Genomic DNA, 14,063 nt, shown 5'->3' with positions numbered 1-14,063 from the left:
TCACTATAAACAATTGGAAAGGGTGTTTATATTGAAAAGAGTATATGTAGACTTTGAAATGAATATGCCAAATTCTAAATCAAAGAGGGCAGTATTAAATTCTGATATAATTGCAATTGGAGCAGTTATGTATGATGAAAAGACAAAAAATATTGATAAATTTAAATCTTTAATAAAGCCAGTAAGTAATGAAGAATTGTATCCTCATATACAGGAATTAACACATATATCTTCAGAAGAATTGAAGAATGCACCAAATTATGAAGAGGTCATGAGAAAGTTTAAAAAATGGTTAGGCATATTTTCTGAAATTGAAGGAATATATACTTTTGGCAATTTAGATTTGACATGTTTTAATAATACTGATATGAGAAGTTCTAAGAAGAATAATCATCCAAGATTTGTAAATAATATTAGGGATTTATTTATAGATATAAAAGAAAAATATATAAATTGTGGTATGAGATGTATGAACTATATATCATTAAAAAACTTACTTGAATTTGCAAATTTAGAATTTAGTGGAGATGCTCATGACCCATTAAATGACGCATATAATTTATTTGTTTTGGATGAAGCAATAACAAATAATATTGATATACAAAATCTTTTGATAATACGAGATATAATAAGACCACCATTTAACGACATAAATTGTGACTTAGATACTTGTTTTAATAAATTTAAGGAGTCTCTGTATAATAAAGAAGGAAATTATAATATTGTAGATTTTTCTATCGAAATAATAAAAACTGTGAGAATGTACTTATTAACAATCATAAATATAAATATACAAAATTTAGAGGTTATGAAAGATATAAGCAAGAAATTGGATACTATAGATAAACTGAAAGATATAGAAGAAGGTTATTTTTACTTATTAGAAGATGTATATTTTGATATGAAAGATTTGCTAGAAGATTTAATGCTTTATAGAGTGCATGAAGATGAGTATAAGTATGAAGTAGAAAATATAATAAAAATGTTTGATGAAGATTTATATAATGAAAAAATATATATCAATAAAGATAATAATTTAGATGCTGTTAACAAGGTATAGGAAATTATAAATAATATAATAAAATTTGATGACTATGATAATTTTTTATAAGATTAAAGTTAGATAGAACTAAATTGATATAAAAATATATAAAATAATAAAAAATGTGGAAAGGATGTATACTTTCTACATTTTTTTAGTTTAAGAAATATAGTATCTGTTTTATAATTAATATATTTTAGTGATATTTTACTGTTATAAAATATAGAAACTATTTCTTGCGAAAGTAATTGATTTGTTGTATTATAATTTACATGAATATGTAAGACAATTAAAAAAAGTATTATAAGAGTAGATATATTCAAAAATTTAACTATTAGTTTATATATTAAAAGATGAAGGGTAGGATGAAGTCATGAGCTTTAAAGAAGTGAAAATTGAGGAATTACAGTTTAATCCATTTACTAAGATTGGTAAAGAATGGTTGCTAATAACGGCTGGTGATTCAGAAAAATTTAACACAATGACTGCTAGCTGGGGTGGTGTCGGAGTATACTGGAGTAAAAACGTTGTTACAACTTACATAAGACCACAGAGATATACAAAGGAATTTGTAGATAATAATGATACATTTACAATTGCATTTTTTGATGAAACTTATAGAGAGGCTTTAAATATCTGTGGAACTATTTCTGGTAGAGATATAAATAAAGTAGAAAAAGCAGGACTTACACCATATTTTGTAGATGATACTGTAGCTTTTGAAGAAGCTAATATGATTATGGTATGTAAGAAATTGTATCATGATACTATGCCACCAGAAAATTTCGATGCTAAAGAAAATGATAAAAAGTGGTATCCAAATAAGGATTATCACACTATGTATATTTCAGAAATTATAAAAGTTCTTGTAAAAGAATAAATATAGTAAAAAATATGAACTCTATTTGATAGGGTTCATTTTTTTATTTGCTCATAGAAAATCAGTTATCTAGATAAAAAAGTTTATTTGAAATAGTTAAATATGCTTTATAAATAGTTTTATGTTAATTAGAAGCTCAATTTATTAATTTTATTCAATATATTATTATAAAAGTATAAATATCACTTAATAAAAATATATATTGTATTAGGTATTTTAAATAAATTTTTAAAGGGTGATTTATTATGGAAAGTATAACTAGCTATTTTAGAACGATACTATGTGTATTTATATGTTTATCGTCTGCATTTATATTTATTCAACTGGCAAGAGTATTTATTAATAAGAAAAAAGTTAATCAGAAAAATAAATTGAAAAAAGGATTTAGGTATGATAGAGATTTGATTGAAACGAGAAGAGAAGATGTACATATAAAAATTAATAATATCAACAAAACTAAGAGCAACAATAGTAATAAAAAATTAAAAGAAGAAAAAGTATTCAAATATGACAATGGAGACCTGTATAAAGGTGAGTTTGTTGATGGAAAGAAAAATGGATTTGGAATATATATTTTTTCAAGTAATGAAAGATATGAAGGGTTATGGAAAGATGATAAGATGCATGGAATAGGAAAGTATACTTATAGAGATGGCTCAATATATACAGGAGAATTTAAATATGGATTAAAAAATGGTTTGGGAAAATTGACATATCCAAATAATGATATTTATAAGGGATATTTTTTAGATAATAAGAAAAATGGTAAAGGTATATTATATAAAAATGATGGAAATAAACAGGCAGGAATATGGGAAGATGATGAACAATGTAAAAATTTAGACCTTAAAGATTTAAACAATAAGGAGATAAATAATATTTATCGAAATAGATTAAATAATAATAAAGTGAAAATCTAGCGATTATAAAAAAATAATCTTTATTTATAATGGAAAAATAATATATATATGTTGTAATTTGTAAAATCTTTCTATATGGTATAAAATTAAGTATTGATTAGTCTATTACATAAATATAGAATATAAATATATCCATTTGATAATAAGGAGAAGAGATATGAATGAATATGTAGTTGTGGATTTAGAAACTACAGGCTTAGATCCATATAAAGGTTGTGAAATAATAGAAATAGGAATAACAGAAATAAAAAATGACGAAATTGTAAAAAACTACTCAAGATTGATAAAACCTAAAGGTATAATTTCTTCATTTATAACAGAATTGACACATATAAGTAATGAAATGGTAGAAAATGAAGAGCCTCTAGAATTGGTTTTACCTAGATTTAGAAAATACATAGGAAATAGAACTATAATTGCACACAATGCGAAGTTTGATTTAAAGTTTTTAAATTACTATCTTAGAATATTAGATTTAGAACCAATAAACAATTATATATGTACACTAGAATTATTAAAAAAATGTAAAAGTTATAAAGGAAAAAATAAGAAGCTTGAAACAGCTTGTGCTTATTACAATATAGAGAATATAAATGCTCATAGAGCTGACAGTGACACTTTAGCAACTGCAAAACTATTTTTGAAAATAAAAGATGAATATTAATCTTAAATATAGAGAAAATTAGTGAAAATATCCTTTATAAAATTGACCCTTAAACTTACAATTTTGTTCTTTGATTTATTTTGTAGAACAATATATAATGTACCTTAGTATAAAGAAGGGAGACTAAAATGGGTTATTATGATGATGATGATAATAATAAAATAAGACGTAAAAAAGTAAATAATAGTAAAGATAGTAATAAAAAATCTAAACATTCTTATACTTCAACAAATAAAAAAAATAAAACTTCTAAGACAAGCTCTAGTAAAAGAATGAGTGAAAAAGTAGATTCACAGAATCTTATAAAAAGAGAAAGAGATAGTTTTACAAGAGATAATGTAAGACCTTTAAATACAGATTACAATCAAAGAGAAAGAAGAAGAGTTGATTATAAGCAAAGAGAGAAAAAGCTAAAAAGTAAAAAAAGAAAAAAACAAAAAAGGATTAAGATAGCTAGAGCATTGTTATCTATTATGCTAGTTGCTCTGATTATACTTTCAGTAGCAGGTGCAATATTTACAGTTTCGGCTATAAAAGGGTCACCTGAAGTCACTAAAAAATTAATTAGGTCTAAATATATAAGTAGTGAAGTTGTAAGCATAAAGCAAATGCCAAATGACTTAAAGCATGCTATAGTTTCTATAGAAGATGAGAGATTTTACAAGCATAAAGGAGTAGATGTTATTTCTTTAACTAGGTCAGTACTCAATAATGTATTTACAGATACAACACAAGGTGGAAGTACTATAGATATGCAAGTTTCAAAAAATCTGCTTACTAGTGATGATAAAACTATGAAACGAAAAATAAGGGATATGTATAATGCTAAGCAGATGAATAAGATTATGAGTAAGGATGAAATTCTTGAAGCTTATTTAAATAATATGTATTTAGGTAAAAATGCATATGGAGCTGCAAAGGGAGCTGAAGTGTATTTTGGTAAAAAAGTTAATGAGTTAAATTTATCTGAATGTGCTATGTTGGCTGGTATGACAAATAATCCTGCGAGGTATATTGACCATGGAGAGGCTAAAAAGAGACAATTAATTGTATTGTATAAGATGCATGAGCTTGGTTATATAACTGATAAGGAATATAGAATAGCTAAAGCTGATGACACTCCTTTTAAGTCGGAAATTGATTAAGAAAATATAAAATCTAGTGATTTTAGTGTTTTCAGTCTAGTGATATATAATAAAAAACTGTTTTGCCACCATATTGCCACCAAAGTTGTAATTTGGTGGCAATTGTTTTATTGTATAAAATGTAGAATGTAGTATTGTTTTAAATATTATATTATGCTAAAATTTACTTGTATTTTATAAAACAAAAAAATATTTTAGTTTTCTAGGGTTCCGCATTTTATAATGGTCAGGTCCAAGAGAAAACGCACGATTATTGTGTACACGGAAGGATAAAAGCCTGGGAGATATTTAATAATATTTCTCTAGGCTTTTTTGTTTTATATATTTTAAATTTTAGGAGGTATTCTAGTGAAGAGATTTATTATTGAGGATGAGTTCTGGAATCTATTTCCCAGTGCTAAGATTGGAGTTGTTATTTGTAATAATATAGACAACTATATAAGAAATAAAGAATATAAAAAAATGATTTTGAAGGGAGAAGAAGAGGTATTAAAATACTTAAAAGATTCAGAGTTTAGTAATAATCAAGTAATTAAAGTATGGAGAGACGCATTTAAAAAATTTAAAACGAAAAAAGGAGCAAGGTCATCTATTGAGGCACTATTAAAAAGAGTATATAATGGAAATAACATAGGAACTATCAACCCTTTAGTGGATATTTATAATTCTATCTCACTAAAATATGCGCTACCTTGTGGAGGAGAAGATATAGACAAATTTATAGGGGATATTAGGTTAACTAAAGCAGTTGGAAATGAGGAATTTATTCCATTGGGAGCAGATGAAAATACACCTCCATATGAAGGTGAAGTAGTCTATAAAGATGATGAAGGAGCAATTTGTAGGTGTTGGAATTGGCGTGAAGCAATAAGAACAATGCTTACTGAAAGTACAAACAATGCCTTTTTATGTATTGAATTGGTGGATGAAAGTAGATTTGAAGAGTTTGAAAATGCTTTAAGTGACTTAGCTAAAACGGTTCAAGAAAATTTAGGTGGTACATGTAAAATTTCAATTTTAGATACTAATAATAAAGAAGTATTAATAAATTAATTTGGAGATGATATAGTGATGAGTAGTTTTAGCTATAAAGACATCTATATTGAGGATGGTAGAAAAATATTAGAAGTCAATATACTTCCTGAAAAGTACTGTAATTTTGATTGTATATTTTGTCCTATTGGAAGGTCATATAATAAAGTAGATACACCACAATCTTTTGAAAATATGAATGACTCATTGAAAGAATTAGAAAGTATGATAGAAAAGAATGGAGTAGAATTGGTTTTTATTAATTCAAAAGGAGAGGCTCTATTGAATGATAAAATTTACGATATTATTGAATTAATAAAGAGAAAAAAAGTGTCTGTACGATTACTTTCTAATGGGTATTTATTTGGTAAAGCTGAATATATAAAAATAGCTAATACGTGTGATGAAGTTGTTGGAGAGATAAAAACAATATCAGAAGAAGATTTTCAGAAAATTCAAAGACCAATTGTAGGATATATTCTAGATGAATATATTTCAAATATGATTTTATTTAATAGACAGTATAGAGGAACATTTATTTTAGATGTAACAGTTATCAAGGGATATAATGATGATGATAAGTCTATTGATAAGATAAAGAGTATTATTCAGGAATTATCTCCAGATAAAGTAATTGTTGAAAGAATGAATGATGAAAAGTTTAAGAAAAAGCTTGGCATATCTGATGAAAGATTTGAAGAAATTTCAAAGGAATTGTGTAATATTAAAAGTGTTAAAAAGCAATAGATAAATTAAGTATTAATATGGATAATTATGAAGCTAGGGGACATTTATGTTTATATTATGAGATAGCAAAGAAAAGTTATAAATTTAAAACACTTTATAAATAATTAGATTTTATAGATAGAAAATAAAAATTTATAATATAATAAAAGCCCTTAAAATAATAAATCAAAGTATTTTAAGGGTTTTTTACTATATCTTTTTAAATTTTACATCTTTAAAAAGATATAACTCTAAATAAATTTACTCAATGAGGTATGTAATTAATTTAAGTAGATATGTTTGAAAATCTAAATCATATATTATATTCTATAACTTTATCATTAAATCATAATCTAGACTTTTGTTAGAGAAACTTTCAATTAACCTTGACTTACACTTAGCATTTTTTAGAATATAATTATTTAGCCAATAAACAATTGCATTTCCTCTATAATTTAATCCAATTCTAAGTCCATTTTCATATTCCAAGAAAGGATGTTCTTCTTCTGTATTATCAATCCAATTATGGAATTTATCTCTAATTTCGTATTTTTTCAAATTAATGTCATTAGGTACTTTTATGTAACCAGGATTGTAATCTCCACCAAAGCTCACTTTTATAATCACTATTAACCTCCAGTTTTGTTTATTTAAAATTATATCATATTTTACAAAAGCTAAATTTTTTAATAGTATTATACTTTCAATTATTAAGGTTCATAAATAAATTGATATTGAAAAATAGTAATTATTATAAGAATTTTAAAATATAGATATCTTTTTTATTGAAAAATAATCAATATAAAACAGATATATGTATGTAATAAAGGCACAGTAAAGATATCATTAGAATTTATTCATTGATTAGTCTAGTTTATTTTTAAAAAAAGTATTATAATATCCTTTGTGTGCAAATATAGACATTCTTATGAAAAAAATTTAGTATAAAAAAATTACTATACATTATTGTAATTAAACATATAAAAAGTAAAATATTTAGAAAAGTATATTTCTAAATCTAACTTTTAATATGGTATAAAAATTAGAAAATTAACAAAAAATACAAAAATTCACATTTTTTTCATAAATTGTTTGACTAAAAAATTCACGTGTTGTAGAATTATGTTAGCGGGAGTTTTGGGGGAGGTGTAAATAATGATAAAAAAAATACCACAAGCAGAACTAAAAGTAATGAAATTTATTTGGAGAGTAGATGCTACAGTGACATCAAAAGATGTTATTGAAGCAATGGAACAAGAATATGGCTGGAAACAAACCACAACACTGACACTTTTATCAAGGCTAGTAAAAAGAGGATTCTTAGATGCTCAAAAAATAGACAGATATACACATTACACAATAGTGGTAAAACATAAAGAATATTTAAGCTTTGAGACAAAGGATTTCCTAAGCAATATACATGATGATTCTTTTACAAGTTTAATTTCAGCATTACATGAGGATGAAAATTTAGGCAGAGATAAGCTGGATTTTTTAGAAAGTTATTTTGATAATTTAAAGGATGAATAATTATATGTTGTATATCTTTGACAATCTTATACAGACAACTATTATATGTAGTCTTGGTATTTGTCTATTATTATTTTTGAAAAGATATGTGTTTAAGAAGTTTAGTAAGAGATTCAATTATTATATTTGGTTGATAATAGTTTTTAGAATGCTACTTTTTCTATTTAATTATACAATAATGTATGAAGTAAAAGAGCCTAAGAGAAATGTAATAGGTAATGGAGTTACTGACATTTCTATGGGCAATAATATTATGCTGTATTTATCTTATTTATGGATACTTGTAACCGTAGTCATTGCAGTTTATACCTTTGTAAAGTATACAAAATTTAAAAATCTTGTTGTTGATGTATCTTATGATATTGAAGATAATGATGTAAACTGTATCTATAAAAATTTGTTGAAAGAATTAAATATAAAAAAGAAAATTGAGTTAAGAGGTTCTGATGAATTGGTAAGTCCAGCAGGTATAGGACTATTTAAGTCATATATATTCTTGCCAGATTATCCTTATAGTAAGGATGAGTTGACTTGGATTTTAAAACATGAATTAATGCATTTTAAGAACAAGGATATTTTGATAAAGTTTGCAGTGTTGTCTGTCAAAATAATATATTGGTTTAATCCACTTGTTTATATAATTAGCAATAAAGTAAATCTAGATTGTGAATTATGTTGTGATGAAAGTGTTTTGAAAGATTGTTCTTTAAAAGATAAGAAAGAATATGCATTAGCACTTATAAAGTCAATTAAATTGAGTAAGAATTACCATAGTGGAGTTTTAACCACTGAATTTAATAAAACAAACTTAGAAAAGAGACTTGATAGTATTATAAATAGTAATTTAAAAAATGGTATTTTTATAGCATTAATTTTATGTTTATCATCATTAATTACATATTTAGAATTTGAACCAATTAGTTTTGTGACACCAATAAATTATATACGTAAGGAAGCACCAATTGAAAATAAATCTAATTCAGAAGCTCAATTTCATGTAAATGTTGAAATATAACTTAGTTGAAAAAATTCCTATTAAGGGATTTATATAAATGCTAAAATTATCAAGGAGGGTTTTATGTTTAAAAAAGCAAGAAAAATATTAATAATTGCATTGTGTTTGATTATGATAGGCAGTGTATCAATATTTGCGGATACAACAACTGAAAATTTACCAGAAAATAAGGCAACAGAAGAACCTATTTTTACTGTTACTGTTGAAGGTTACACATTTACATATGAAAGTGCTCCACAAGCAGTTAAGGATTCATATGAGAAGACTTGTGCAGAGCTGGGTGTAGAGCCAAAAGCAAGTGATGAAATATTTATTCCAATAGAAGGAATGTCAAAATATAATATGTATAAAGCTGAGGCTAGAAAAGATAGTTTTACAATTAGTTTTTACAATACTTTTTTTGATGTAAGTGGAGCAAAGAATTATCAAGTATATGTAACAACTTATGTTGGATATGGTCATACAACAAGCGGAAACCCAGTACACTTAGTTCAACTTATGATAAATCGTACTGGTGTATATTTAGATGTTGATAGTATTTTTGGGAATAACACATACAATAAAGTTAAATCTTTCCAAAGTAAATATGGATTAAGTTCAGATGGTGTAGTAGGGTTAGGAACATGGAAAAAATTTGCAGATGTTCTAAAATTATATGCATAGATTAAAGCGTCGTTATAAATATATAGTATAATAAAAACACGATAAGATATAATCTTATCGTGTTTTTATTATGAAGAATAATAGTAACAATTTATACTAGACATCAATTTACTTGAAGTAGTTAAAATTGTATTTTAGTTCTAAATTCAATGTTAATTTATATAATATTTTACAATCACTTCCATATAACCCTGCCATCAATATCCTTAATCTCTTGACAGCCAGTCAAAATCATAGTCTCACATAACTCATTTCTAACCTTATCTATAAAAAACTCAACACCATCAATACCACCACCAAAAGAAGCAGTAACAAAAGGTCTTCCCATCAAAACAGCATCAGCACCCAAACCAAGCATCTTAACTACATCAACACCAGTCCTAACACCACCATCAGCAAGTATTGTTATCTTTCCTTTTACAGCCTTAGCTATATCTGGAAGTACCTCACAAGTACCAGGAGTATAATCAAGTACTCTTCCTCCATGGTTTGAAACAATAATAGCACTAGCTCCGGACTCTACAGCCATCAAAGCATCATCCACAGTCATAATTCCTTTTATAATAAAAGGTAATCTAGTAGATTCAACCAATTCTCTAATCTCACTAATCGTCTTAGGAGAAAAAGGATTCTCTTGAAGTTGATTATTAATCAATCCACAAGCATCAAGGTCTACACCAACCGCAAAAGCACCTGCTTCTTCAGATAATCTAATTTTTTCTATTATCTTTGAATTTTTCCAAGGCTTTATAAATACAATTCCATTTCCATCATTATCTTTTAATACATCTAAATTATTCAATAAAAAAGTATCCACATTGGTATCACCAACCATCGCATAAATTCCAGAGTTGGAACAGCCTCTAACGACAGGTTCTATGTATTCTTTTTCAGAAACTTTACCACCCATATTTAATATAGTACCTGATACAGGTGCAGCAAATATAGGAGAACTCATTTTTCTACCAAATAATTCTATAGAAGTATCTGGGTTTGAAACATTATGTATTACTCTCATATTTATCTTTATTTTTTCTAGACTCTTTCTATTTTCAATAAAAGATGAACCACTTCCTTTGCCTCCCATGCCAGGAACATTTCCAGCACAAGCTAATCCATTACAAATTTTACAGACTTTACATGTTCCATTAAAGTTCTCTCTAGCTGATTTTAATAATTCACTATAATTCATATAAAAACTCTCCTTTTCATAATATTAAAATTGAGTAGTACTATATTGAAAATATCTTAATTGTAAGTGTAGAAATGATATTATGATGAGTTAAACTAGATAATACATATTAGATATTTTTTATTGTTGTAGATACTTAAAGTATAGCATATGAGCTAAGTTAATTATAGAAAAATAAATATCACTTGTTCAAGTATACATTTTGATAAACTTTAAAAGGGCTATAGATAGATTTTTTTGAAAATCTATCTATAGTCCTTAAATTTATGTCAATCCTTTTTTTATTAATGAATATATAATATAGAATACAATATACAAAAAAGTTTCTCAAAATGCTACGCTAATCCCCATTTACAGAGCAACATCATTATACTGTGTAAATTTGAATCAACAATATTTTCTCCATATCTAACCATAAAATCATCTAACTGTGTGTCAATAAAAGAATAATATCCACTTATACTATCAATGTAGGCAGTCATTAAGTGTATACATTCATCACTTTTATCTTTATACATATATATCTCCCCCTATATACAATATATAAATTTTAGATACTAAATCGTATCATATAAAATATTTGAGCGTGTCACATCTATGCAGTTCTATATTTATATCCTTATATTAATAGCTAAAGTAAGTTTTGACAATAGGTTTTGAAAAACTGGATATTTAAAGCGTAAACTTGGATTTTGAGACAATTGATTAATGTAAATGTATGACGATATATGTATACAAGATTTAATTAATTGGAGATATTATAAACAATTACTTTTATTAAGGTTATTTAAGTGGTAGAATAACTTGGAGATTAATAATTATAAGGAGGATATAATATGAGTTTATATAAGTTTATATATGATGATAAGGAATATTTGTTAAAAGAAGAGAATTGTAGTGCTTTAATAAATGATGAAGAAAATCCAATTCAGGGAATAACTGTTTCAAAAATAATTGATATACTTAATGAAACAGAAGAAGTTGATTTTGACATAGAATATTATCAAGAAGCATGTCCATTATGTTTGGAAGGTGTTAAAGAAAAGAAAAAGTTCTTTCCTTTCTTAGAATATCATTTTTATATTTTCAGTAAAGATGGAAAATATGTAATAAGTAACATATCTAGTGACTATAAGGGGTTATCTTTTAATAAATTATCAAGAGCAAATAAAGTTGATAATAGTTATATTGTGAGTGTGATAATTTGCGAAAATTGTCAGGATTATATAGTTCAGGTAGAAAATTGTATAGTTTAATGTAAAGTATGTCTTAATTTAGGAGAAATTTCTAAATTGAGACACTGACTTTTTTATCAAATAGTATGGAAAATTACTAATTTTATGAGATAATGTAAGTCGGAGGTGAGTTACAATATATATTAAATGTTTGGAAGAGATAGATGATACAATTTTAGATTTAATGTTTAGGTTAACCTTGAATGAAAGATTATTGAATAATAATGATTTTATTGAAAATAACATTGATGTAGTAAAGAATTCAATCGATTGCTATAAAACTGAACAAAATAGTTTGATGTTATTAAAATCAAATTTTTTGCTGGCTTTATTATATGGTGTTCAAGGGATTAGTGAAAAAATGAAAGAGTATATTTTGATTTCCTATAAATATATTGATAAATACTTACCTAAAGATTATAAATTTCTAGCGAGGTTTTATTCACAAATAGCTATTTTAAGTTTAAAAAATGAAAATATAAATAAGGCAAATTTACATATAGATAAATTTAATGTTATTTGTAACGATAATAATTGTTCGGTTGAAGAGATTATTTTCAAATCACAACTGCTTTATATTAAGGCAAGTAAGTGCATAGAATCTTCTATAATAATTAAAGAAATAGAAGATTTATATATAAAGGTAAAAGAAATTAACGATTTTAATTGTAAAAAAATATATTTTTTTATTGTTGGTAAAATATATTTTTTGTTTTTAGATGATGCTATAGTTGCTAAAGTAAATTTTTTACAGGCAAGAAAATATGCAGATTTATTAAAGGATATGGACGTATCTTCATTATGTAATATAAAAATAGGTGAATGTGAGTGTTCATTTGAAAATCATGGAGGCTCGATAGACTATTTTAATGAAGTAATAAGTAATAAAAAATATATAAATGTAGATACAATACAAAAATATAGAGCGTCAAATAATATAACTAAGATATTAATAAAAACTAAAAACTATCCTGAAGCGATAAATAATTTAGCAAAATCTGAAGTGTACTTAGAAAAAATTAAAAATAATAATTTAAAAGAAACTGAGAAGTTTGGATTATTTATAAATTTAGCTATGTATTATGCAAAAAGTAATGAAAATTCATTTGAACAGTCAATCTGTTATTTAGATAGAGCTAAAGATATCTTAAGTATTATAAAAAGTGAAGAAGAATATATACTGTATGATTTGGAAGTAGTTTATCATCAAGTAAAGATATATTATTGTTTTGGAGATTATAATAGTGCATTAGATACAAGTAAAAAACTACTTGAGAAATCTAAAAATGCTAAAAATTATAATTATGTAAGACTAGCATATAAGAATATATATATGTGTTTTGAAATGATTCAAGATTATGAAATGAGTATGAAATACTTTAAAATGTATTATGAGTTAAAAATGATGTATGTAAAAGCTAGAAATAGAAATTATATAGATTCTTTAAATTATAGGTACGAATATGTTGAAAAAGAAATAAATAACATGAGAAAAGTAAAGAATGATTTAGATAAGAAAAAATATATTGACCATTTGACAAGTGCATATAATAGAGTTTTTCTAAATAATTTTTTAGGAGGACAAGAAGTCAGCGAATATAGTACGGCATTCATGATAGATGTAGACTACTTTAAAAACTATAATGATACCTATGGACATTATAATGGAGATATTGCTCTTAAAAACATAACAACAATAATAAAAAAATATCTAAAAAAAGACATGCTTATAATAAGGTATGGTGGAGAAGAATTTTTAATACTATCTATATGTAAAGATTATAAAAAAAGTAAAATCTTTGGAAGAAAGTTATGTAGAAGTGTAAAAAAGATTTTAAACAATAATTTGACAATTAGTATTGGTATTGATACATGTAAAAATAGTAGTATAGATATAAGTGAGATAATAGGAAATGCGGATAAAGCCTTGTATAAGGCCAAACAAAGTGGCAGAAATCGATGTTTGCATTATCATGATTTTAAAAATTTTTAACTATTTAAATAGGATTGGTGATTCAT

General features: G+C 25.2%; 15 protein-coding genes and 1 riboswitch. Of the genes, 12 read left to right on the top strand and 3 right to left on the bottom strand.

The window, feature by feature from the left end; translation table 11 throughout:
- The first annotated feature begins 31 nt into the window (after window positions 1–31).
- From ACTG46_RS13315 to ACTG46_RS13285, 7 genes are all read left to right on the top strand, one after another.
- Window positions 32–1,060 carry a 3'-5' exonuclease gene (locus tag ACTG46_RS13315; RefSeq protein WP_479922990.1) on the top strand — a complete coding sequence of 343 codons (1,029 nt, stop codon included), beginning with the start codon at window positions 32–34 and terminating at the stop codon, window positions 1,058–1,060.
- A 355-nt stretch (window positions 1,061–1,415) separates the two neighbouring features.
- Entirely contained in the window at window positions 1,416–1,922 is a 507-nt protein-coding gene (locus ACTG46_RS13310; RefSeq protein ID WP_054277156.1) for a flavin reductase, read from the top strand.
- 245 nt (window positions 1,923–2,167) lie between these two features.
- Window positions 2,168–2,842, top strand: a complete 675-nt coding sequence (locus ACTG46_RS13305) for an MORN repeat-containing protein (RefSeq protein ID WP_479922989.1) — start codon at window positions 2,168–2,170, stop codon at window positions 2,840–2,842.
- A 157-nt stretch (window positions 2,843–2,999) separates the two neighbouring features.
- The gene (locus ACTG46_RS13300) at window positions 3,000–3,506 is read left to right on the top strand and encodes a 3'-5' exonuclease (RefSeq protein ID WP_074178409.1); all 507 of its coding nucleotides are present in this window, start codon (window positions 3,000–3,002) and stop codon (window positions 3,504–3,506) included.
- A gap of 128 nt (window positions 3,507–3,634) precedes the next feature.
- On the top strand, window positions 3,635–4,651 hold the full coding sequence (locus ACTG46_RS13295) for a transglycosylase domain-containing protein (protein ID WP_479922988.1): 1,017 nt from the start codon (window positions 3,635–3,637) through the stop codon (window positions 4,649–4,651).
- A 191-nt stretch (window positions 4,652–4,842) separates the two neighbouring features.
- Window positions 4,843–4,937: riboswitch (guanidine-I (ykkC/yxkD leader) on the top strand.
- Window positions 4,938–4,999: 62 nt separating this feature from the next.
- Window positions 5,000–5,704: a B3/B4 domain-containing protein gene (locus tag ACTG46_RS13290; RefSeq protein WP_479922987.1), complete on the top strand. Its 705-nt coding sequence runs from the start codon at window positions 5,000–5,002 to the stop codon at window positions 5,702–5,704.
- Between the two features lie 18 nt (window positions 5,705–5,722).
- Window positions 5,723–6,430 carry a radical SAM protein gene (locus ACTG46_RS13285; protein ID WP_479922986.1) on the top strand — a complete coding sequence of 236 codons (708 nt, stop codon included), beginning with the start codon at window positions 5,723–5,725 and terminating at the stop codon, window positions 6,428–6,430.
- 306 nt (window positions 6,431–6,736) lie between these two features.
- Here the strand turns inward: ACTG46_RS13285 and ACTG46_RS13280 are convergent, their stop codons facing one another.
- Window positions 6,737–7,036 (bottom strand): hypothetical protein, encoded by a 300-nt coding sequence (locus ACTG46_RS13280; protein WP_479922985.1) that lies wholly within the window; start codon window positions 7,034–7,036, stop codon window positions 6,737–6,739.
- 528 nt (window positions 7,037–7,564) lie between these two features.
- Here ACTG46_RS13280 and ACTG46_RS13275 point away from each other — a divergent pair.
- The 3 genes from ACTG46_RS13275 to ACTG46_RS13265 all read left to right on the top strand — a co-directional run bounded on the left by ACTG46_RS13275 (window position 7,565) and on the right by ACTG46_RS13265 (window position 9,617).
- Window positions 7,565–7,939 carry a BlaI/MecI/CopY family transcriptional regulator gene (locus tag ACTG46_RS13275; protein WP_079770229.1) on the top strand — a complete coding sequence of 125 codons (375 nt, stop codon included), beginning with the start codon at window positions 7,565–7,567 and terminating at the stop codon, window positions 7,937–7,939.
- A complete protein-coding gene (locus ACTG46_RS13270; protein WP_479922984.1) occupies window positions 7,932–8,954 on the top strand; it encodes a M56 family metallopeptidase in 1,023 nt (340 codons plus the stop codon). The genes ACTG46_RS13275 and ACTG46_RS13270 overlap by 8 nt, the downstream gene beginning before the upstream one ends.
- Before the next feature lie 63 nt (window positions 8,955–9,017).
- The gene (locus ACTG46_RS13265) at window positions 9,018–9,617 is read left to right on the top strand and encodes a peptidoglycan-binding domain-containing protein (protein ID WP_479922983.1); all 600 of its coding nucleotides are present in this window, start codon (window positions 9,018–9,020) and stop codon (window positions 9,615–9,617) included.
- A gap of 175 nt (window positions 9,618–9,792) precedes the next feature.
- On the opposite strand, the gene ACTG46_RS13260 is transcribed toward ACTG46_RS13265, so the two are convergent.
- Together ACTG46_RS13260 and ACTG46_RS13255 are read right to left on the bottom strand one after the other, a co-directional pair.
- Window positions 9,793–10,809 carry an alpha-hydroxy-acid oxidizing protein gene (locus tag ACTG46_RS13260; RefSeq protein WP_479922982.1) on the bottom strand — a complete coding sequence of 339 codons (1,017 nt, stop codon included), beginning with the start codon at window positions 10,807–10,809 and terminating at the stop codon, window positions 9,793–9,795.
- A gap of 335 nt (window positions 10,810–11,144) precedes the next feature.
- A complete protein-coding gene (locus tag ACTG46_RS13255) occupies window positions 11,145–11,327 on the bottom strand; it encodes a hypothetical protein (protein WP_021385205.1) in 183 nt (60 codons plus the stop codon).
- Window positions 11,328–11,645: 318 nt separating this feature from the next.
- Between ACTG46_RS13255 and ACTG46_RS13250 the strand changes: the two genes are divergently transcribed.
- Window positions 11,646–12,065 (top strand): DUF3785 domain-containing protein, encoded by a 420-nt coding sequence (locus ACTG46_RS13250; protein WP_167640591.1) that lies wholly within the window; start codon window positions 11,646–11,648, stop codon window positions 12,063–12,065.
- Window positions 12,066–12,258: 193 nt separating this feature from the next.
- On the top strand, window positions 12,259–14,037 hold the full coding sequence (locus ACTG46_RS13245; protein ID WP_479922981.1) for a diguanylate cyclase: 1,779 nt from the start codon (window positions 12,259–12,261) through the stop codon (window positions 14,035–14,037).
- Window positions 14,038–14,063 lie beyond the last annotated feature (26 nt).

This window comes from Clostridioides sp. LIBA-7678, from assembly GCF_056716065.1.
This window is presented reverse-complemented; position numbering and strand designations above follow the sequence as displayed.